This is a genomic window from Klebsiella sp. SYXHC3, assembly GCF_057196925.1.
Map to the genome: position 1 here is coordinate 303,064 of NZ_JBXUNG010000004.1, position 19,725 is coordinate 322,788.

General features: G+C 55.0%; 20 protein-coding genes and 1 tRNA gene. 12 read left to right on the forward strand and 9 right to left on the reverse strand.

The features are described 5' to 3' along the window. Window positions 1-146 precede the first annotated feature (146 nt). Together dnaG and rpoD are read left to right on the forward strand one after the other, a co-directional pair. The gene (dnaG, locus tag AC2CGP_RS13340) at window positions 147-1,892 is read left to right on the forward strand and encodes a DNA primase (RefSeq protein ID WP_015369629.1); all 1,746 of its coding nucleotides are present in this window, start codon (window positions 147-149) and stop codon (window positions 1,890-1,892) included. 150 nt (window positions 1,893-2,042) lie between these two features. Beyond that, window positions 2,043-3,887, forward strand: coding sequence for an RNA polymerase sigma factor RpoD (rpoD, locus tag AC2CGP_RS13345; protein ID WP_015369628.1), 1,845 nt, complete (start codon window positions 2,043-2,045; stop codon window positions 3,885-3,887). 69 nt (window positions 3,888-3,956) lie between these two features. Here rpoD and mug read toward each other — a convergent pair whose 3' ends face one another. After that, complete coding sequence (mug, locus tag AC2CGP_RS13350; protein WP_045359807.1) at window positions 3,957-4,463, reverse strand: G/U mismatch-specific DNA glycosylase; 507 nt, start codon at window positions 4,461-4,463, stop codon at window positions 3,957-3,959. Between the two features lie 125 nt (window positions 4,464-4,588). On the opposite strand from mug, the gene AC2CGP_RS13355 reads away from it, so the two are divergent. Continuing rightward, window positions 4,589-4,664: transfer RNA gene (locus AC2CGP_RS13355), tRNA-Ile, on the forward strand. A gap of 128 nt (window positions 4,665-4,792) precedes the next feature. On the opposite strand, the gene AC2CGP_RS13360 is transcribed toward AC2CGP_RS13355, so the two are convergent. The 5 genes from AC2CGP_RS13360 to AC2CGP_RS13380 all read right to left on the reverse strand — a co-directional run bounded on the left by AC2CGP_RS13360 (window position 4,793) and on the right by AC2CGP_RS13380 (window position 6,942). Beyond that, on the reverse strand, window positions 4,793-5,092 hold the full coding sequence (locus AC2CGP_RS13360; protein ID WP_015369626.1) for a DUF1889 family protein: 300 nt from the start codon (window positions 5,090-5,092) through the stop codon (window positions 4,793-4,795). Window positions 5,093-5,335: 243 nt separating this feature from the next. After that, window positions 5,336-5,548, reverse strand: coding sequence for a hypothetical protein (locus AC2CGP_RS13365; protein WP_484502357.1), 213 nt, complete (start codon window positions 5,546-5,548; stop codon window positions 5,336-5,338). Between the two features lie 57 nt (window positions 5,549-5,605). Continuing rightward, on the reverse strand, window positions 5,606-6,034 hold the full coding sequence (locus AC2CGP_RS13370) for a WapI family immunity protein (protein ID WP_015703533.1): 429 nt from the start codon (window positions 6,032-6,034) through the stop codon (window positions 5,606-5,608). A 212-nt stretch (window positions 6,035-6,246) separates the two neighbouring features. Then, on the reverse strand, window positions 6,247-6,543 hold the full coding sequence (locus tag AC2CGP_RS13375) for a hypothetical protein (RefSeq protein ID WP_015703534.1): 297 nt from the start codon (window positions 6,541-6,543) through the stop codon (window positions 6,247-6,249). Between the two features lie 228 nt (window positions 6,544-6,771). Then, window positions 6,772-6,942: a hypothetical protein gene (locus tag AC2CGP_RS13380; protein WP_015369621.1), complete on the reverse strand. Its 171-nt coding sequence runs from the start codon at window positions 6,940-6,942 to the stop codon at window positions 6,772-6,774. A gap of 36 nt (window positions 6,943-6,978) precedes the next feature. Here AC2CGP_RS13380 and AC2CGP_RS13385 point away from each other — a divergent pair, with 36 nt between their 5' ends. Then, the gene (locus AC2CGP_RS13385; protein WP_223575780.1) at window positions 6,979-7,215 is read left to right on the forward strand and encodes a hypothetical protein; all 237 of its coding nucleotides are present in this window, start codon (window positions 6,979-6,981) and stop codon (window positions 7,213-7,215) included. Window positions 7,216-7,475: 260 nt separating this feature from the next. Here AC2CGP_RS13385 and AC2CGP_RS13390 read toward each other — a convergent pair whose 3' ends face one another. Beyond that, a complete protein-coding gene (locus AC2CGP_RS13390) occupies window positions 7,476-8,168 on the reverse strand; it encodes a helix-turn-helix domain-containing protein (RefSeq protein WP_048229503.1) in 693 nt (230 codons plus the stop codon). A gap of 322 nt (window positions 8,169-8,490) precedes the next feature. Here AC2CGP_RS13390 and AC2CGP_RS13395 point away from each other — a divergent pair, with 322 nt between their 5' ends. The 8 genes from AC2CGP_RS13395 to AC2CGP_RS13430 all read left to right on the forward strand — a co-directional run bounded on the left by AC2CGP_RS13395 (window position 8,491) and on the right by AC2CGP_RS13430 (window position 17,259). Beyond that, a complete protein-coding gene (locus AC2CGP_RS13395; RefSeq protein ID WP_213759559.1) occupies window positions 8,491-10,059 on the forward strand; it encodes an arylsulfatase in 1,569 nt (522 codons plus the stop codon). An 81-nt stretch (window positions 10,060-10,140) separates the two neighbouring features. Continuing rightward, on the forward strand, window positions 10,141-11,436 hold the full coding sequence (locus AC2CGP_RS13400) for an anaerobic sulfatase maturase (RefSeq protein WP_213759558.1): 1,296 nt from the start codon (window positions 10,141-10,143) through the stop codon (window positions 11,434-11,436). Further along, complete coding sequence (locus AC2CGP_RS13405; RefSeq protein WP_213759557.1) at window positions 11,433-12,431, forward strand: AAA family ATPase; 999 nt, start codon at window positions 11,433-11,435, stop codon at window positions 12,429-12,431. Before AC2CGP_RS13400 ends, AC2CGP_RS13405 begins: the two co-directional genes overlap by 4 nt. Further along, the gene (locus AC2CGP_RS13410) at window positions 12,431-13,333 is read left to right on the forward strand and encodes a DUF58 domain-containing protein (protein WP_213759556.1); all 903 of its coding nucleotides are present in this window, start codon (window positions 12,431-12,433) and stop codon (window positions 13,331-13,333) included. The genes AC2CGP_RS13405 and AC2CGP_RS13410 overlap by 1 nt, the downstream gene beginning before the upstream one ends. Next, window positions 13,334-13,774 (forward strand): DUF4381 family protein, encoded by a 441-nt coding sequence (locus tag AC2CGP_RS13415; RefSeq protein WP_020077896.1) that lies wholly within the window; start codon window positions 13,334-13,336, stop codon window positions 13,772-13,774. Continuing rightward, a complete protein-coding gene (locus AC2CGP_RS13420) occupies window positions 13,767-14,744 on the forward strand; it encodes a VWA domain-containing protein (RefSeq protein ID WP_213759555.1) in 978 nt (325 codons plus the stop codon). The genes AC2CGP_RS13415 and AC2CGP_RS13420 overlap by 8 nt, the downstream gene beginning before the upstream one ends. Then, the gene (locus AC2CGP_RS13425; protein ID WP_213759554.1) at window positions 14,741-16,264 is read left to right on the forward strand and encodes a VWA domain-containing protein; all 1,524 of its coding nucleotides are present in this window, start codon (window positions 14,741-14,743) and stop codon (window positions 16,262-16,264) included. The genes AC2CGP_RS13420 and AC2CGP_RS13425 overlap by 4 nt, the downstream gene beginning before the upstream one ends. Continuing rightward, the gene (locus AC2CGP_RS13430) at window positions 16,261-17,259 is read left to right on the forward strand and encodes a BatD family protein (RefSeq protein ID WP_020077893.1); all 999 of its coding nucleotides are present in this window, start codon (window positions 16,261-16,263) and stop codon (window positions 17,257-17,259) included. The genes AC2CGP_RS13425 and AC2CGP_RS13430 overlap by 4 nt, the downstream gene beginning before the upstream one ends. A 115-nt stretch (window positions 17,260-17,374) precedes the next feature. Here the strand turns inward: AC2CGP_RS13430 and AC2CGP_RS13435 are convergent, their stop codons facing one another. Both AC2CGP_RS13435 and AC2CGP_RS13440 read right to left on the reverse strand, forming a co-directional pair. Beyond that, entirely contained in the window at window positions 17,375-18,370 is a 996-nt protein-coding gene (locus tag AC2CGP_RS13435) for a haloacid dehalogenase-like hydrolase (protein WP_475702443.1), read from the reverse strand. Between the two features lie 36 nt (window positions 18,371-18,406). Beyond that, window positions 18,407-19,669, reverse strand: a complete 1,263-nt coding sequence (locus AC2CGP_RS13440; RefSeq protein ID WP_113373101.1) for an anaerobic sulfatase maturase — start codon at window positions 19,667-19,669, stop codon at window positions 18,407-18,409. Window positions 19,670-19,725: the final 56 nt, after the last annotated feature.

A 19,725-nucleotide genomic window follows, 5' to 3' on the forward strand; every position in this document is an offset into this window, starting at 1 on the left:
GAGTTGTAGTTGTAAGGCCGTGCTTCCGAAAGGAATGCGCGGCTTATTTTCGTTTATGCATTAGCAGATACACGAGATCGTTCAAACTGTCTTCAGGCAATACATCGAGGCCGTTTGCAGGATGCAGTGTATAGATTACGGGGCATATGGCTGGACGAATCCCACGCGTATTTATCAATGACCTGCTGGCGCGCACCGACATCATCGATCTGATCGATGCTCGGGTGAAGCTGAAAAAGCAGGGCAAGAATTATCACGCGTGTTGTCCATTCCATAACGAAAAAACCCCCTCCTTCACCGTCAACGGTGAAAAACAGTTTTACCATTGCTTCGGCTGCGGTGCGCACGGCAACGCCATCGACTTTCTGATGAACTACGACAAGCTCGAGTTCGTCGAAACCGTCGAAGAGCTGGCCGCCATGCACAACCTTGAAGTGCCCTATGAAGCAGGTAATGGACCGAGCCAGATAGAACGGCATCAGCGGCAAAATCTCTATCAGCTGCTGGACGGTCTGAACACGTTTTACCAACAGTCTCTGAATCAACCCGCCGCCGAACCCGCGCGCCAGTATCTGGCAAAACGCGGCTTAAGCAGCGAGGTGATTACCCGCTTCGCAATAGGCTTCGCTCCCCCTGGCTGGGATAACGTTTTAAAACGTTTTGGCGGCAATCAGGAAAACCGCCAGTCGCTTATTGATGCAGGCATGCTGGTCACCAACGATCAGGGGCGCAGTTACGACCGCTTCCGCGAACGGGTAATGTTCCCGATCCGCGATAAGCGAGGCCGGGTGATTGGTTTTGGCGGGCGCGTGCTGGGCGATGCGCTGCCAAAATACCTGAACTCCCCGGAGACCGATATTTTCCATAAAGGCCGCCAGCTGTACGGCCTGTATGAAGCGCAGCAGGATAACGCCGAACCTCAGCGTCTGCTGGTGGTCGAAGGCTATATGGACGTCGTCGCGCTGGCGCAGTACGGCATTAATTATGCCGTGGCCTCGCTGGGCACCTCGACGACCGCCGACCACATTCAGCTGTTGTTCCGGGCGACCAATCAGGTCATCTGCTGTTACGACGGCGACCGGGCTGGCCGCGACGCGGCATGGCGCGCGCTGGAAACGGCGCTGCCGTATATGACCGATGGCCGCCAGCTGCGTTTTATGTTTTTACCTGATGGCGAAGACCCGGATACGCTGGTGCGTAAAGAGGGCAAAGAGGCGTTTGAAGCGCGGATGGAGCAGGCACAGCCGCTCTCCACGTTTTTGTTTAATAGCCTGATGCCGCAGGTCGACCTGAGCACTCCGGATGGGCGCGCGCAGCTGAGTACGCTGGCGCTGCCGCTGATAACCCAGGTGCCGGGTGAAACGCTGCGCATCTATTTGCGTCAGGAGCTGGGTAACAAGCTGGGTATTCTGGATGACGCCCAGCTTGAACGTTTAATGCCGAAACAGGCGGAAAATAGCGCTCAACGCCCGGCGCCGCAGCTAAAACGCACGACCATGCGTATACTTATAGGGTTACTGGTGCAGAACCCCGATCTGGCGCCGCTGGTTCCGCCCTTGACGGGTCTGGATCAGCAGAAGATGCCAGGACTTGGTTTATTCAGCGAACTGGTCAATACGTGTCTGGCGCAGCCAGGTCTGACCACCGGGCAACTTTTAGAACAGTATCGCGGGACAAATGAAGCAGCAACCCTTGAAAAACTGTCGATGTGGGACGATATAGCAGATAAGGATATCGCTGAACAAACCTTCACCGACTCGCTCAACCATATGTTTGACTCACTGCTGGAACTGCGACAAGAAGAGTTGATAGCTCGCGATCGCACACACGGTTTAAGCAGTGAGGAGCGCCGGGAACTCTGGACTATCAGCCAGGAACTGGCCAAAAAATGAATTTAACGGCTTAAGTGCCGAATATCGATCGGGAAGCCCCCGACAGCCGCGCTGAGGCGCAGCGGCAATAATATAAGTACGCCCTCGCTTTAAATGTTGGCAGTTCGTCTGCCTGCACCAATCAAACGAATTAAGTGTGGATACCGTCTTATGGAGCAAAACCCGCAGTCACAGCTGAAGCTTCTTGTCCAACGTGGTAAGGAGCAAGGCTATCTGACCTATGCCGAGGTCAATGACCATCTGCCGGAAGATATCGTCGACTCCGATCAGATCGAAGACATCATCCAAATGATCAACGACATGGGTATTCAGGTGATGGAAGAAGCACCGGATGCCGATGATCTGCTGCTTGCTGAAACCTCCAATAATACCGATGAAGACGCAGAAGAAGCGGCGGCCCAGGTGCTGTCGAGCGTTGAATCTGAAATTGGCCGTACGACCGACCCGGTGCGCATGTACATGCGCGAAATGGGTACCGTTGAACTGCTGACCCGCGAAGGCGAAATCGACATCGCTAAACGCATCGAAGACGGGATCAACCAGGTCCAGTGCTCCGTTGCGGAATATCCGGAAGCCATCACCTATCTGCTGGAACAGTACGATCGCGTCGAAGCTGAAGAAGCTCGCCTGTCTGACCTGATCACCGGCTTCGTCGATCCGAACGCTGAAGAAGATATGGCGCCGACCGCCACTCACGTCGGTTCCGAGCTGTCTCAGGAAGAGATGGACGACGACGAAGATGAAGAAGAAGATGATGACGACGACAACAGCGATGACGATAACAGCATCGACCCGGAGCTGGCCCGCGAGAAATTCGCCGAGCTGCGCACCCAGTACGAGCTGACTCGCGACACCATCAAAGCGAAAGGTCGCAGCCACGCCGCCGCGCAGGAAGAGATCCTCAAGCTGTCCGAGGTCTTCAAACAGTTCCGCCTGGTGCCGAAACAGTTCGATTACCTGGTCAACAGCATGCGCAGCATGATGGATCGCGTTCGTACTCAAGAACGTATCATCATGAAGCTGTGCGTTGAACAGTGCAAAATGCCGAAGAAAAACTTCATCACCCTGTTCACCGGCAACGAAACCAGCGAAACCTGGTTCAACGCCGCCGTGGCTATGAACAAGCCGTGGTCCGAGAAGCTGCATGACGTTAAAGAAGACGTTCAGCGCGGCCTGCAGAAACTGCAGCAGATTGAAGAAGAAACCGGTCTGACCATCGAGCAGGTTAAAGATATCAACCGTCGCATGTCCATCGGCGAAGCGAAAGCCCGTCGTGCGAAGAAAGAGATGGTTGAAGCGAACTTACGTCTGGTTATTTCTATCGCCAAGAAATACACCAACCGCGGTCTGCAGTTCCTCGACCTGATTCAGGAAGGCAACATCGGCCTGATGAAAGCGGTAGATAAGTTTGAATACCGTCGTGGCTACAAGTTCTCCACCTACGCGACCTGGTGGATCCGTCAGGCTATCACCCGTTCCATCGCGGATCAGGCGCGCACCATCCGTATTCCGGTGCATATGATTGAGACTATCAACAAGCTCAACCGTATCTCCCGCCAGATGCTGCAGGAAATGGGCCGCGAGCCGACGCCGGAAGAACTGGCTGAGCGCATGCTGATGCCGGAAGACAAAATCCGTAAGGTGCTGAAAATCGCCAAAGAGCCTATCTCCATGGAAACGCCGATCGGCGACGATGAAGATTCGCATCTGGGTGACTTCATCGAGGATACCACCCTCGAGCTGCCGCTGGATTCTGCGACCACCGAGAGCCTGCGTGCGGCAACGCACGACGTGCTGGCGGGCCTCACCGCTCGTGAAGCGAAAGTGCTGCGTATGCGTTTCGGTATCGACATGAACACCGACCACACGCTGGAAGAAGTAGGTAAACAGTTCGACGTTACCCGCGAACGTATTCGTCAGATCGAAGCCAAGGCGCTGCGTAAACTGCGCCACCCAAGCCGTTCTGAAGTGCTGCGTAGCTTCCTCGACGATTAATCGTCGCGCTGCAAAGAGAGTAAAAAGCTCCCCGCGGGGAGCTTTTTTTATGCCTGCTATCGGGCGCCATCACCGCCCTCGCCCCGCCAGCGCCTCATCCAGTTCGCGATAGGCTTCAACCAGCTTGTCCAGCGTCGCCCGGTTTAAACCGCTGGGATTGGGCAGTACCCAGATTTCGGTTTCACCGATGGTCGCTTCCTGCTTTCCCCACTTTGCGCCACGCACCCTGAACGCCTGCTCATAGGCCTGCTTGCCGAGTACCGCCAGCACCTGCGGCTGATAGTCCTGGATTTTGCTTATTAGCTCCTGCGCGCCATTACGCAGCTCCAGCAGGGCAACCTCGCTGGCCTGTACCGTCGGCCGCTCAACCAGCATGGTGATACCGCAGCCGGTATCCAGTAGATGCTGCTCCTCTTCCGGCTTCAGCTGCCGCTCAGTGAACCCCGCCTGGTGAATGACCTTCCAGAAACGATTGCCGGGATGGGCAAAATGGAACCCCGTATGCGCGGAGGACTTCCCCGGATTGATCCCGCAAAAGACCACCCGCAGCCCCGGCGCCAGGATATCACTAATCATAATTTCTCCGGCTGAATGACTAAAAAGCTGATTATAAAGGATTGAAAATGCATTGTTTATAAAAACAGCAGCCGAGCGCTTTACGCTGGATTGCAGCGTGCAGTTACATTATAATCCCTCGCCACGGCCCCTTAGCTCAGTGGTTAGAGCAGGCGACTCATAATCGCTTGGTCGTTGGTTCAAACCCAACAGGGGCCACCAAATATCAAGGGCTTACGATTACTCGTAAGCCCTTAGTCTTTTCCAGGATACCGACAGGAAACGGCATGCAAGTACTGCGGAGTACAAACGCGCCTGTAAAGCTGATGCTCAAATTGAGCAGAACTGCCTTATACCAGCGCCCGCAGCTCCTCGCGCATGTATGAAGAAAAGTACTCAGGATTCTTAATAACTATACGCTCGCCGGACTCAATTCGTTCCGCCCATCCCGCTAACGTTTTAGTAAATTCAGGATCCCAGCCCTCTTGAGTGCCCCGGGCATATACATCAGCTGCGCTGGCCGGAGCTCCTAACTCGTTAAGATACTTGAAAATGCCTTTAGCCGTACTTTCATCCATGGTGTGCGGTGCTGAAGATGACGTGTTCATGCCATTAATAAAATCCAGTGCTTTATCAATTACTGCTGACATATTTTTATCCTTAAAATATCCACGTTCGGTACAAGGCTATAATATGGACTATATTTTGCTTAAGTATCAAAAGGTTTATCCATTTAATTGTTCAAATGTGAGCTATGCACAAATGGCTGATTTTTTATCTGGCTGCCCCTCTTACATGTGCTCACACCCTCCGGCAAAAAAGATCCTCTGATAGTGATAAGTCCAATCCGTCCAAATCTCAAGAATCTGAGTAATGAATCAAAATGTTTGGCTCTACTTTTCGCCTTTTACTATATCCACTATCCAGGCAACCACGTAAGCCAGCGCCAAAAACCCGACAAAACCAGCCATCTTCATGCCCCAGCCTTCAAGCACAAAAAGGCTACCCAGCGCGGCGACAGAACAAAGGCAGGTTGTGATAGCTTCCAGCAGACTCGCGGACTGAATCCCGATGGATTGGCATAGATTAGCAAGAGCAGATTTCATAGAGTAGCATCCTGGCGGCTTCTAATTAAATATCTGACTTATCAATACTCTAATGCATCATCTTTGTAAATTGATGATCTCTTCCAGACCAGCAATGAGCGCGGGAAAATAGCTTTCATCAAGCCCCAAACAATCACTGATCACTACGCTTTCAGCCGGGTTTTCTGGCCTCAACGTTAACGACATAAGTGCTCCATGGCCAAAAGATGATGGTGTAAATACCAGATTTAGCTGATTTTCGGTGCTTTCAAAAATAACATCGGTATGGGCATTTTCATTTATTAAGTGGGTATGTAACGCGATAAGTTTATCTTTCAGTTCGGAAAGTTCACCAACGTTGAAAGAAGCTTGATATTGTACATTCAATTCAGGGAGGTGATATTCGACGTAGGTTTTTATCCAATCATAAGCAGGTGCATTAGGTGTATTTTCTCTTTCAAATGCGGAGATTCTTAATATTTTCTTATCACTTATTATTTCGATCATGCTTCCCCTCAACAACTTGTATAAAAAAAACCACAGTCCAATCCTGCTCCCTAACGACTATCTCAATAGTATATTTATTATATAAGGATTTAGCGGTGCGAATGATTTAACTACCAAATATTTTTATATTGACGTTGTTAAAGTTTGATTCACTGTACTAGCAAAATAATCTATGCATTGAAGCATAAACCACTACAAATCCCCCCCCACCATCACAGCGCTTCCCACATATAAAACCAGTGGGTGGCGTCCCGACAAACGGTGCGGAACATGGCAGCGGAGACCAGCTGATAGCGGCGGTCCTGAGATTTCGCGGGTGTATAAGCGCACACGTAGCGCCCGCTATTGGCGTCGGGCAGCCCCTCTTTAACCGACATCCAGGGGAGAATCAACTGCTCCGGCGGAACGCCCGCCGAAATGGTATCGATCACTTCATGCGCCAGCGCCCGGGCATCGCGGCTATAGGGGCCAACGGCAACCTGTTCACAATGTCTGAGTAAATGTTCCATTAATTATCGTTTCCTTTTTTGAGTCTCTATTTTCCCTTAATTATTGCAAAGATATCATTGGAAATAACTATTATTTAATAGGATTTAATGGTACTTATTTACTTAAAAATAAATTTTTAATACGAAACTATAATGACTCGTATTTATATCTCATTGATATAAAAAAGCCATTATCCGCTATCTCCGTATCAACATAGTTGGATAATGGCTAATTCAGGCAATAACGCACTATGCGCAATTGGCCGTGAACTCTACCGGCAAGTCGCCATAAAACCAGCCATCGTCCTGTTGGGTGAGATCGACGCGGATGGTCTTCTTCTCGCCAAACAGAAACTGCTTCACCAGTACCTTACGGGTAAAGACGCCGCCGACGTTAATACGCACGCCGTGATGTTCCACCTTCTTAACCCGGATGGTTCTGGTGGAATAATCTATTTGAATATCAACATGTTCTCCGTGACGAGCAATGAAAGCCGCGATCCTGACATGCCCCCCATTTTTGGAGAAAGAGATAAACGGCTGACTCTTTCTACCGCGCCTTCCCTTTTCTATATTAACGAAATTGTTTACGTCAGAGCGCACTGCACCATTGAACACAAAGAAGCCTCCCTTCTCAGCAAAATCGTATCCCTTAAAACGAAAAAACAATGGTTTATTTCACTAGCAGGATGAATTTATGACAGAATAATTAACTGCATTCTAGATATAACCACAAATAAAAGCAAACCTACAAACGGTCATTGTAGAGCAACTATCTCCCCATTCTCATCGCGGTAAGAGAAACACGACGGGCTAGATTCCGCACGGCAACTGGCTTCGGCATACATGATTCGTCGCCCAGCGGGCAAGCGTAATAAAGAGTAAAGTAATCCCAGGATCTGTTAGACGACCTCTGCGCCACTGAAATGACGTTCGCGCCCAGTCACAGGAGGTTAAAATTTCTCCGGCAGTTCGTGCGCAATATCGATCAGTTCACCGTTCTCCATTTTGATATATCCCCCTTCTTTAAGCTCAGCAAGAATTTTGAAAAGGTAGCTGCGCGACATTTTGGTTCTTTTCAGAATAAAGCTAGCCAGGCTTCTATCATGTAATACTCCCGCATCCTGCTGTTTTTTGTAACGGTAAATCATTGATTTAATCGTATCGTAGCGTGAAGGTAAATTCTTTTCGTGATGTGCATCAATAATCAACGATAGCTGAAATGCCATGATTTCCATCAGATAAGCAAACCGATCGCGTTGAATAAAATAGTGTTCAAACGCTTCCTTACCGCAGGTCACTATTTTGACATTTTTCTTTGCCGTATATTTTAGCGATAGCGCCGGGCCATAGTTTTCAATAATACCTAAAATCATACCGCGGATCCCTTTGCCGACCTGCAGCATATCTCGCGTTTTGCTCAGGACACCGCGTTTACCCGCGGAGCCAAAACCCACATTGTATTCCACTTCTATCGCAATAATGCCTTCAACTACAATGACGACTTCGCCAGGCTCAATTCTGAAAACGCCATTGTCTTTGATGATTCGTGGCTGATTTGCCGAGATCAGCGGTTGAATCAACTCAAGGTCGCTGGCGACAACATGGTTATATTGATCAATAACGTCGGAATAGGTTGTTTTCATGTTGCCTCATTAATTATCATTTATTTAAGCCTCTCGAAAAATAGTCTGCCAAAGTTAAGCCTGTCAATTAAAGGTAGCATTTTTAGTTCATCCTGCCATTTATTTCAGTCCGTTTAGAGACTCCCCCCTCGTATCGATAGTTTCAGCTTAATAGAATGCCGACACCGACGAGAACCGTTTAACGTTTTCTTGCCCACTGAAGCGTCTAATTTATTTTTAATAAAAAACACCCTTGCTAATTTAAAAATAAATTAGACGCTTCGTTAACAACCTATTTTTCCAGATCATTTAAAAACCCGGAAAAATAAAAGGATAGCGAACTATGTTTAAAAACATTCCCTTTAAGAGAACAATGTTGGCCAGTATGCTGACATTAGCTTCCGGCGCGGTGACCGTTGCTCACGCAGCCGACGCCGCAGCGCCGAAGCAGGATGCTAAAAAGCCTAACATCGTAGTTATCTTTGGCGATGATATCGGCTACCTGAACCTCAGCACCTACAATCAGGGTCTGATGGGCTACCAGACGCCAAATATCGACAGCATCGCCGCGCAGGGCGCGAAGTTTACCTCCTACTACGCCGAGCAGAGCTCCACCGCCGGCCGTTCCGCATTCATTACCGGCCAGATGCCATTCCGTACCGGGATGAGTAAAGTCGGGATGCCGGGAGCGCCGCAGGGTCTGCAGAAGGAAGATCCGACCATCGCCAACGTCCTCAAACAACTGGGTTACGCCACCGGCCAGTTCGGTAAAAACCACCTGGGCGATCGTGATGAATTCCTGCCGACCGCGCACGGTTTCGATGAATTCCTTGGCAACCTGTATCACCTGAATGCTGAAGAAGAGCCGGAAAACCCGGATTACCCGAAAGATCCGAACTTCCGTAAACAGTTTGGCCCGCGCGGGGTAATTAAGAGTACCGCTGACGGCAAGATCGAAGATACCGGTCCGCTGACCGTGAAGCGTATGGGCACCGTGGATGAAGAGACACTGGCCGCCAACAACGACTTTATGGCGCGCCAGGTGAAAGCCGGTAAACCATTCTTTACCTGGTTCAACACCACTCGTATGCACAACAAAACCCACCTCAAAGACGACAGCGTTGGCGTCACCGGGCTGGGAACCTATGCCGATGGCATGGTTGAGCACGATAAAATCGTCGGCCAGGTGCTGCAGAAAATTAAAGATCTCGGCATCGAAGATAACACCATCGTTATCTACACCACCGACAACGGCCCGATGACCGCCACCTGGCCGGACGCAGGCGAAACTCCATTCCGCGGTGAGAAAAACACCGGCTGGGAGGGCGGCTTCCGCGTTCCGGCAATGATCAAATGGCCGGGCCACATCAAACCGGGCACCGTGGTGAGCGACATGTTCGCCAGCTACGACTGGTTCCCGACGCTGGTTGCCGCTGCCGGCGACAGCAACATCAAACAGGAAATGCTGAAAGGTTATAAAACGCCGTCCATCACCTACAAGGTTCACCTTGATGGCTATAACCAGCTCGACTTCCTGCAGGGCAAAGGGAAAGACCAGCGTAACGAATTCTTCTACTGGAGCGATGACGGCGATCTGCTGGCAATGCGTCAGGGCCGCTGGAAGATCCACTTTATGATCCAGGAACACACCGGTCTCGATCTGTGGCGCTATCCGTTCACCAAACTGCGTGCGCCGATGATCTTTGACCTTGCCGTCGATCCACTGGAGAAAGGCGACCAGGGGATGGGCTACCAATCCTGGTTCTACGATCGCATGTTCCTGATGGGCGGCGCGCAGAAGTCGGCAAAAGAAATGCTGGCGACGTTTAAAGAATTCCCGCCGCGTCAGAAACCGGGCTCCTTCACCGTCTCCGATGCCAGCGCGATGCTTGACCAGGGCGCGCACAAATAACCCTGTTATCAACTCCAGGGCGGTTCGCCGCCCTGTTTTCTTCTCGCCTTACCCTCGACCTGACTAATCCGGGAGTTATTTATGAAACACAGCACCACCGTGCCTGTTAACGCATTACCTTCGGCAGAAAAGTACGCGGGTAACGGCCCCGCCTACCAACGTCGCTTTCATGTGATGGCGAAACCCACCGGCTCCGCCTGTAATCTCGATTGTAGCTACTGCTTCTACCTGCACAAAGAACACTTACTCCAGCAGGACAAGCGCTGCTACATGAGCGATGAAACGCTGGAAAACTTTATCCGCCAGTACATCGATGGACAGGATGGCGAACAGGTGGTCTTCTCCTGGCAGGGCGGCGAACCGACCCTGATGGGACTGGAGTTTTTCCACAAAGTGGTGAAATTCCAACAGCAATATAAAAAGCCCGGCCAGCGGATCGAAAACGATCTGCAAACCAACGGTATCCTGATTAACGATGCCTGGGCTGAATTCCTCAAAGCGAATCAATTCCTTGTCGGCCTGTCGATTGACGGCCCGCGAGAGTTGCACGACCGCTATCGCATCACCCGCAGCGGCAAACCGACATTTGATAAAGTGATGGCCGGCGTCGACGCCCTGAAACGCCACAGCGTTCCATTCAATGCGCTGGTCACCGTCAACCGCACCAACGCCCGTTTCCCGTTAGAGGTTTACCGCTTTGTTACCCGCGAACTGGGGGCGACCTACGTGCAGTTTAACCCCTGCGTCGAACCAGTGGACTTTACCCAGACCGCGCCTCATTTCTGGCGTGATGACAGTATCCCCACCATCGGCAGCCGCCGCGCGCGCCCCGGCGATTTAGACTCCATCGTCACCGACTGGTCGGTCGACCCGGACGATTGGGGACGCTTCCTGATCGCCACCTTCGAAGAGTGGGTGAACAACGACCTTGGCCGCGTCCAGGTCAATCTGTTCGAAACCGCCGTCGCCCAGATGATGGGCATGCCGGCGCAAATTTGCACCACCGCGGAGTTTTGCGGCAAAGGGCTCGCGGTTGAGAAAAACGGCGATGTTTTCTCCTGCGACCACTACGTCTATCCGGAGTATCAAATCGGCAATATCGCCGATAACAGCCTGGCGCGAATGGCCTTCTCCGAACGTCAGCAGGCTTTCGGTATGGGTAAATGCGACACGCTGCCCCAGCAGTGCAAGCAGTGCCCTTACCTGAAGCTTTGCCACGGCGAGTGCCCGAAAAACCGTCTGGTGCTCACCACCGACGGCGAAGCCGGTTTGAACTATCTCTGCCCGGGCATTAAAGCCTTTTTCAACTATGCCGAGCCGATTCTGGCGGGCATCGTCACGCTGGTGAAACGCGATTTTAAAGGAGTTAGCCGATGAATCTTCGCGAGAAAATGCTACAGCTGGAGCAGCGCATGAATGCGCAGGTGCTCGGCCAGGAAAACGTCGTTCGCATGCTGCTTATCGCCCTGCTCTGCGATGGGCATATCCTGCTCGAAGGGCTGCCGGGGCTGGCGAAGACCCGCGCCGTCCGCGAGCTGGCGCGACATATCGCCGGCGAGTTTCGCCGTATCCAGTTCACTCCGGATCTGCTGCCCTCGGATATCACCGGCAGTGAGATTTATCAGCAAAATGCCAGCCGCGAAGAGGAGCAGTTTCGTTTTCGCCCAGGGCCGGTATTCGGCAACGTGATTCTGGCGGACGAAATCAACCGCGCCTCGGCCCGCGTGCAGTCGGCGCTGCTGGAGGCGATGGAAGAGCGCCACGTCACCGTGGCGGGCAAAAGCTGGCCGCTGCCGGGCGTGTTTATGGTGCTGGCGACGCAGAACCCCGTCGACCAGGAAGGCACCTGGCCGCTACCGGAAGCCCAGCTCGACCGCTTTCTGATGAAAGTACAGGTCGACTATCCATCAAAAGAGCATGAGCAGCAGGTTATGCAGCTGGTTCGCACCGAGCAACAGGCGAAATATGGCGTAGCGGCAAAAACCGCCCCCGCGCCAGAAGCGGAATCACTGCAGTTCAGCCAACAAGAGATCGCCTCCTGCTGGCAGGAGATAAGCGCGATCCACGTTGCGCCGATTATCGAAACCTGGATAGTCGAACTGGTCAACGCCACCCGCCAGCCGCAGCATATCAGCGAGCAGTTAGCCAGCTATCTGGCTTACGGCCTGAGCCCACGCGGCACCTTAGCGCTGGAGCGCTGCGCCCGCGCGCAGGCCTGGCTCGCGGGACGTGACGCGGTTCGCCCGGAAGACGTGCGCTTTATCGCGCCGGCGGTGATGCGCCACCGCTTGATGCTGAGCTATCAGGCCAGCGCCGATGGTTGCAGCGCCGACGATGTGATTACCATGCTGCTGAACGCCGTGGTGATCTAATGAACGAACTCTACGTGAATCGCCAGATGCTGCTCGACCTCGGGCCGCAGGCGCGGTTGATGGCTAACCCGCCGGGGCAGATCCCGCCGGGCGCGCTGTCCGGCGAACGCGCCTCCCGCCAGCAGGGCCGTGGGCTCAACTTCGACAGCCTGCGTCGTTATCAACCCGGCGACGACATACGCATGATCGACTGGCAGACGACCGCCCGTCTACGTACGCCGTGGGTGCGCCAGTACAATGAAGAGCGCGAGCGCCCGGTCTTTTTGCTGGTCGACCAACGATTAGATATGCATTTCGCCACCCGCGGGCAAACTAAAGCCAGCGCCGCGGCCAAAACCGCCGCGCTACTGGCCTGGCGTAGCCATCATGATGGCGATCGTCTCGGCAGCCTGGTGTTTAACGATACCACGCTGGCGCTGCAACCATGCAGCGCGCCACGGCGCACGCTGCCAGCGCTGCTGGATAATCTGACGCATTACAACCAGCTACTGGCGCAGCAATATCCTCACGAACCTGAGCGCACGCAGATGCTAGCGCAGGCGTTACAACGCGCCGCCAGCGCGATTCCACGCGGCGCCTGGGTCGCTATCCTCAGCGATTTTCACGATCTCGACGCCCCAGCTCAGGCCATGCTGGCGCATCTGCGCCGTCGCTGCGAGGTCAGCGCATTTGTGCTGTTCGACGACTTACATCTTCGCCTGCCGCGCTCCGGCACGCTGGCCGCCTGCTACGGCGGGCGCAGCGCCAGCGTCACCCTCACCTCCGCGCTCAGCGCCGATATTCGTCAACACATCATCGGTCGGCTGGCGCGTCAGCAGCAGCAACTCAACCAGTTGGGTATTCAGGTTAATCATCTGACGGTAACTCAGGACCTGCTGCGCCAGTTACAAAAAGGGCTTTAAATGTTTGAGAAAGGCTATGCGGTGCCGGAGCTACTAACGCCCGCGCTGCCCCCCGCCCCCAGCTGGTTTCCGCTACCAATCGGCTGGCTGATTCTGCTCGCGATTGCCGTAGGTCTGGCGGCGCTGTTCCTGCTTATCCGCTACGCCCGCTGGCGGCGCAACCGCTGGCGACGAGAAGCGCTGCTGGCGCTCAATCATCCGCATACCGTCGATAGCTGGATGCAGCTGATTAAACAGGTGCAGCTGGTCCACCAGCCGCGACAGACGGTTAGCCAAACGCTGGTGCCGGAAGCCGTGCTGGTGTCGTTGACGCTGGATGCTGACCTGCGCGACCAGCTCATCGCCCGCTACTGCCGGGCCGACAACGCCCTGAACGACCAGCAGACGGCGCGGCTTCGCGCTCAGCTGGCGCAGTGGCTAAAGGAGCTTCCACATGTCTGAATGGCTCGCCCACATTGATTTCGCCTGGCCCTGGGCCGCGCTACTGCTGGCACTGCCGCTGCTCACTCGTTTTCTCCCGCTACCGGCAAAAACCACCGACGAGCGCGTGCGGGTACCGTTTTTACCCTCACTCATTGACGCGCTACAGCTCGATACCCGGCCAAAACGCGGAAATGGGGCCAGCGCCGTGCTGTTCTGGCTTATCTGGTCACTGCTGGTTTGCGCGCTGGCGCGGCCGGAATACCTGACGCCGCCACAATATATTACCAGGCCGATGCGCGACATCGTGCTGATCCTCGATGTCTCCGGGTCAATGGCGAAAAATGACGTCCAGGGCGGTAATACGCGCCTGCAGGCGGTACAGCAATCGGTGCGCAAGTTTGTCGCCGCCCGCCAATCCGACCGCATCGGCATGGTCATCTTCGCCAGCAAAGCCTGGCCCTTCGCTCCGATAAGCGAAGATAAACAGGCGCTGCAAACGCGCATCAATCAGCTAGCGCCGGACATGATTGGCCAGCAAACCGCTATCGGCGATGCGCTGGGCGTGGCGGTTAAGGTGCTGGATAATGGCCCCGATAAGCAGGCCGATAAGCTGGCGATTTTACTCACCGACGGCAATGATACCGCTTCGCAGCTGTCGCCTGAACTGGCGGCAAAGCTTGCTGCCGACCACAATGTCCGGGTTCATACCATCGCCTTTGGCGACCTCAGCGATACCAGTAAAGACAAAGTCGATTTGCCGCTACTGCAGCGCATCGCGAAAACCACCGGCGGCCAGAGCTGGACCGCCGCGCATTCCGGCAGCGCGCTGGATAGCGTCTGGCAACAAATCGACGCCCTCACTCCGGCGCAGGTTAAAAGCCTCGGCTGGTCCTGGCATCAGGCGCTCTATCCGTGGCCGCTCGCCGCCGCGCTGTTACTGTTACTGCTGGCCGCCTGCGGCCGTGTCCTCAGGGAGAAAATGGCATGAGCGATTTTCACTTCCTCTATCCGTGGCGCTTAACTGCGCTGCTGCTGTGTGTGCTGGTGGCCTGGCTTCCTGGCTATGGCGCTTCCGCATGGTCAACGCTAATGGATAAACCTTTTCGCGCGTTGATTATTCAACGCCGTCGCAGGTTAACCCGGCTGCTGCCGTGGCTACTGGCGCTCGGTGTCATCGCACTGGCGGGCCCAAGCTGGCAGCGCGAACTCCCGGCGGCGCTGACGCCGCAAAGCAACGTGATGGTGATTCTGCAGCAGGATCTGGCGATGTATGCCCAGGATCTTCCCCCCTCGCGTCATCAGCGCATGCAGCATAAAATCTCCGCGCTGATGCAACGGCAGCCCGGTTCGCATTTCGGTCTGGTGGTCTACAGTAGCCAGGCCTTTCTCACCACGCCGTTAACGCAGGATCCGCAGTTTTATCAGCTATTTCTCAACGCTCAGTCGCCCTCTTTGCTGCCGGAAGGTAGCGGTTCCGCCCTGCCGCAGGCCGTCGCACTGGCGTTAAAAAATCTGCCTACAGACAAAGACAGCCCGCGTAGCCTAATCCTCGTTGCCGATACTCTGTCGCCTGCCGATGTCACCTGGCTGAAAGGGCAAAATCTACCGCTGCAAATTTGGGTCCCCGGCACCGCCACGGGTGGAACGCTGCCGGATAAGTACGCTAGCCTCGGCATCGATACCCGACTAAACGTCGATCGTTTCCGTCAGCTGCGCGACGCCGGGATCCCGGTGACGCTGGCCAGCAATGATGGCGACGATCTGCCGATCATCGCCAGCCACATTCAACAATCGGTGACTCAGCAAAATAACGCCCGCGAGGATCTGCACTGGAAAAACAGCGGCTACCTGCTGATCGTGCCGATGCTGTTCCTGCTGCTGTTCTGGCGACGCCAGTTACTGATGGTAGCGCTACTATTTCCCGCGCTGCTGTGGTCGCCGCACAGCGATGCCGCCTGGCTCGATGCCTGGGTTCGCCCCGATATTCAGGGACAGCACGCCTTTCGCCGCGGCGACTACGCCGCTGCCGCCGGGCATTATCGCGATCCGTTATGGCAAGGTATCGCCTGGTATCGGGCGGGCAACTTTCCTGCCGCCACCGGCGCGTTTCGCGCCGCGCCGCCAACCGCGGAAACCTTGCTGTGGCTGGGCAACAGCTATGCTCAGCAAAAGCAGTGGCAGCAGGCGCTCGACAGCTACGATCGCGCCCTCTACCTACATCCTGACTGGTCCATGGCGCTGCAAAATCGCGATAAAATCTCGCAGATTGTGATGGGCATTCGCCAGCAAGAGCGCGAGCGCCAACAAGCGCAGGGCGATGCGATGGACGACGGTCCGGATAAGCTGGTCCACGACCTGCAGAAAAACCAGGGCATCAATCAGCGGCAAATCGGCGCTATTGCCGGGGAGAGTCCGCAGGTTAATCAATGGTTTGATGCGCTGGAGGTTTCGCCAACGGGGCTACTGAAAAGCCTGTATCGCAACGGCTCGGGAGATACCACGCCATGAACAAAGCGCTACTTTTTCTGCTGGCCGCCACCCTGCCGGCGCATGCGGCGATGGACATCACCCGTGAACTGGAAGCGCCGGCGCAGATCGTCCCCGGCCAGCCGGTTAGGGTGGCGATCACCTGGTGGACCGATAGCTGGTTTAACCCGCCGCCGCAGTGGCCCGAGTTTGCCGTCAAAAACGGCGAACTTCTGAATACCGCGTTGCCTTCACAGCTGGTGACGCGCAAGAAGAACGGGATCGTCTGGAGCGGCATTCGCCTTGAACGTCAGGTCAGCGCCTGGCAGCAGGGCGTGCTACGCCTGCCGGCGATCGACATTACTGCATCATCCGCCAATCAGGCGCCGGTCACGGTGCATCTTCCGGCGCTGGAACGCCCGGTAAACTGGCCGGCCAATACCACTCAGGCGGACCATTTTTTACCGGCCAGCCAGCTGACGCTCAGCCAGCAAATTCAACAGTACCACGCGGGGAAAGACGCCACGCTGCGGGTTGGTGATGTTGTTGACCGTATCGTGACCGTCGAGGCGCAGGATGCGCTGCCGGGGCAAATTCCACCGCTGCTGTACGCCATTAGCGGTAGCGAAAGCCAGCGTCTGGCGCCGGTCAGTGAGGCATTAAAAAGCGAGCGCGGCGATGTCATCGGCGCTCATCGGGTGGAGCGGCTGCGTTATCTGCCCAGCCATAGCGGCACGCTGACGCTACCACCGATTAGCTTGCGCTGGTGGGATACCGTTAATCATCAATGGCGAACGGCGAAGCTGGCGGGAGGAACGTTGAACGTCGCCGCGGCGCGACAGGGCGGCGCGGAGCAAGCGCTGCGCGGTACCACGGGAATGGTCACCCGGCGGAGCCTGATGTGGATAGTGATTGCCGCCGCCGCGGTCGGAGGCGGATGGTTTGGCCGCCGCTGGTGTTATCGAACGCTTCTCGGCATTAGTCGATGCTGGCGGCGTTTCTGGCAGCCGCAGCCGTTGCCGCCGCTGGCCCCTTAGGCAATTTTCCGTGGCGCAGGGAGCGCACAGAGGGCGGCCCGTCGCCACCAGGGATTTTCCCGGAGGCGGCGCGTTGCGCCTTATCCGGGCTACCAGACTGCCCGGCGGCGTTTTTTTATTTCACCTGACACTGCGTCGGGTCGTATACCGTCTTCCAGTCCTGCTGCATATCGACAACCGTCCAGCCCTTCTGTTTCGCCTCGGTCAATCCTTTCACCAGCTTGCCGCTGGCGGAAGGATGGCTGCCGTAGGCATACTCCCGCGCCGCATCGGTATGGTGCACCAGCAGCTCGAAGGTTTTATAGTTCGGGTTGGCCGCGGTGTATTGCAGCATCGCCAAATCGCCGTCGCTGTTGCCGAAAGCCGCAACCGGGCGCTGGCCCATAAACAGGTGGATCGCCACCGGTTTGGCCGCGGCGTCATCATTGAATGCGCCTTTCATCGTTTTGCGAAGCTGGGTGCCATTGTCCGTCAGACTAAACTCGCTGAGCGCGAACGAACCGATAACCTGTTCCGGCGGGATACCGTACATTTTTTCCGATACCACCCGCATAAAATCAATCCCGCCGCCTGAAACGATCCACGTTTTAAAACCATTGGCGCGCAGATAGTCCAGCAACTGGCGCATCGGCTGATATCCCAACTGGTCGTAGCGACAGCCGGTACGTTTATCCTGATGGCTGTCAAACCATGCGCTGACCCGCTGGCTGAACTCCTCGGTGGTCATACCGCTGTGGGTTAACGCCAGCAGCTTGAGCAACCCTTTTTCGCCGCCCGCCGCAACCGTTTTCAAATCGTTGTTCAGTACCGCCGCCACCAGCGGATCCTTTTTCCACTCCGGATGTTCGGGCGCCAGCCGTTTCACTTCATCCACCGCGAACTGCAGTTGGAAAGTCAGCGGCGCTTCCGGCCACAGGGTGCCGTCATTATCAAAAACCACGTAGCGCTTATCTAACGGAATAAAGTCCGCCCCGCCTTCACGCGTCGCCCCCTGCACCCATTGCTCAATCGCCTGTTTAGCAGGGGTATCTTTCCATGCCGGCAGCATATCGGTGGCTGCCGCGCTGGTGAAGCTCAATAGCAGCATGCTGAGCAGTACTGTTTTTTTCATTGTTTTTCCTTCTTATTCCACCGCCAAAAACCAGACCTACTTCAGCATGGCGGCAATCTTCTCAAGCGTCGGTTTAACCGTCGCGTAAAAATGGCGAAACCCAGGACACAAGTAATTGAGCCCCTCTTCGCCGTCCGGGGCGCGCACGATGCGGTTTTTCGGGCATTCGCCCCAGCATAAATTCAGATGCGGGCAGCTTTTGCAGTAGGCGGGCAGCGTCTCTTTCTTGCCCATCCCAAACACTTTCTGCCGCTCGGAAAAGACCATATGCGCCAGCTTATGCGCCTTAATATTGCCAAGCTTATATTCCGGGTAGACGTAGTGATCGCAGGAGTAGACGTCGCCGTTTTTCTCAATCGCCAGCGCCTTGCCGCAAAACGGCGCGGTGATGCATAACTGGGATGGAAGCCCCATAGTCTGTACCACGGCGGTTTCGAACAAATTTACCTGCACGCGGCCCAGATCGTAGGTCACCCACTCATCAAAAGCTTCAGTCAGAAAATGTCCCCAATCGTCCGGATCCACCGACCAGTCGGTGACGATCGAATCCAGATCGCCCGGTTTCGCCCGGCGGCTGCCGGTGATGGGGATCGTCTCTTCGCGCCAGAACTGCGGCGCGGTAGTTTTAAACTCGGCGGCCTCTACGCAGGGCGTAAACTGGATATAGGTGGCGCCGAGTTCGCGGGTAAGAAAGCGGTATACCTCGCGCGGGAAACGGGCATTCACCCGGTTAACGACCGCCAGCGCGTTGAACGGCACGCCGTGGCGCTTCAGCGCCGCGACCCCTTCCATAACCTTATCGAAGGTCGGCTTGCCGCTGCGCGTCACGCGGAAGCGATCGTGGATCTCGCGCGGGCCATCGATCGATACCCCGACCAGGAAGTTATGCGCCTTCAAGAAGGCGGCCCACTTATCGTTAATCAGCACGCCATTGGTCTGCAGATCGTTCTCAATGCGCTGGTGCTTCGGCTGATATTTCTTTTGCAGCTCAACGACCTTTTCGAAAAACTCCAGTCCCATCAGGGTTGGCTCGCCGCCCTGCCAGGAGAAAATAATCTCTTCGCCATCCTGGCTTTGGATGTACTGACGAATGAAATTCTCCAGTACCTCGTCGCTCATTCCTTTGTCGTGCGGCTGATGTAAAAGCTGCTCTTTATGCAGATAAAAACAGTATTGACAGTCCAGGTTGCAGGTGGAGCCGCTGGGTTTCGCCATCATGTGATAGCGGCGTTTATAGGCGGGCAGATAGCGCCCCTGGTTCTGTAATGGCGTTAATGGAATGGTGGTGCTTTTTTTCATCGACCAGAACCTATCTCTAGAATGCTCACAACAGCAAAAGGCCCGGACATCTCGCC

Coding starts and splice junctions, on each gene's coding strand:
- dnaG (WP_015369629.1), top strand. CDS start 147: ATGGCTGGACGAATCCCACGCGTATTTATCAATGACCTGCTGGCGCGC.
- rpoD (WP_015369628.1), top strand. CDS start 2,043: ATGGAGCAAAACCCGCAGTCACAGCTGAAGCTTCTTGTCCAACGTGGT.
- mug (WP_045359807.1), bottom strand. CDS start 4,463: ATGATTAGTGATATCCTGGCGCCGGGGCTGCGGGTGGTCTTTTGCGGG.
- AC2CGP_RS13360 (WP_015369626.1), bottom strand. CDS start 5,092: ATGTCAGCAGTAATTGATAAAGCACTGGATTTTATTAATGGCATGAAC.
- AC2CGP_RS13365 (WP_484502357.1), bottom strand. CDS start 5,548: ATGAAATCTGCTCTTGCTAATCTATGCCAATCCATCGGGATTCAGTCC.
- AC2CGP_RS13370 (WP_015703533.1), bottom strand. CDS start 6,034: ATGATCGAAATAATAAGTGATAAGAAAATATTAAGAATCTCCGCATTT.
- AC2CGP_RS13375 (WP_015703534.1), bottom strand. CDS start 6,543: ATGGAACATTTACTCAGACATTGTGAACAGGTTGCCGTTGGCCCCTAT.
- AC2CGP_RS13390 (WP_048229503.1), bottom strand. CDS start 8,168: ATGAAAACAACCTATTCCGACGTTATTGATCAATATAACCATGTTGTC.
- AC2CGP_RS13395 (WP_213759559.1), top strand. CDS start 8,491: ATGTTTAAAAACATTCCCTTTAAGAGAACAATGTTGGCCAGTATGCTG.
- AC2CGP_RS13400 (WP_213759558.1), top strand. CDS start 10,141: ATGAAACACAGCACCACCGTGCCTGTTAACGCATTACCTTCGGCAGAA.
- AC2CGP_RS13405 (WP_213759557.1), top strand. CDS start 11,433: ATGAATCTTCGCGAGAAAATGCTACAGCTGGAGCAGCGCATGAATGCG.
- AC2CGP_RS13410 (WP_213759556.1), top strand. CDS start 12,431: ATGAACGAACTCTACGTGAATCGCCAGATGCTGCTCGACCTCGGGCCG.
- AC2CGP_RS13415 (WP_020077896.1), top strand. CDS start 13,334: ATGTTTGAGAAAGGCTATGCGGTGCCGGAGCTACTAACGCCCGCGCTG.
- AC2CGP_RS13420 (WP_213759555.1), top strand. CDS start 13,767: ATGTCTGAATGGCTCGCCCACATTGATTTCGCCTGGCCCTGGGCCGCG.
- AC2CGP_RS13425 (WP_213759554.1), top strand. CDS start 14,741: ATGAGCGATTTTCACTTCCTCTATCCGTGGCGCTTAACTGCGCTGCTG.
- AC2CGP_RS13430 (WP_020077893.1), top strand. CDS start 16,261: ATGAACAAAGCGCTACTTTTTCTGCTGGCCGCCACCCTGCCGGCGCAT.
- AC2CGP_RS13435 (WP_475702443.1), bottom strand. CDS start 18,370: ATGAAAAAAACAGTACTGCTCAGCATGCTGCTATTGAGCTTCACCAGC.
- AC2CGP_RS13440 (WP_113373101.1), bottom strand. CDS start 19,669: ATGAAAAAAAGCACCACCATTCCATTAACGCCATTACAGAACCAGGGG.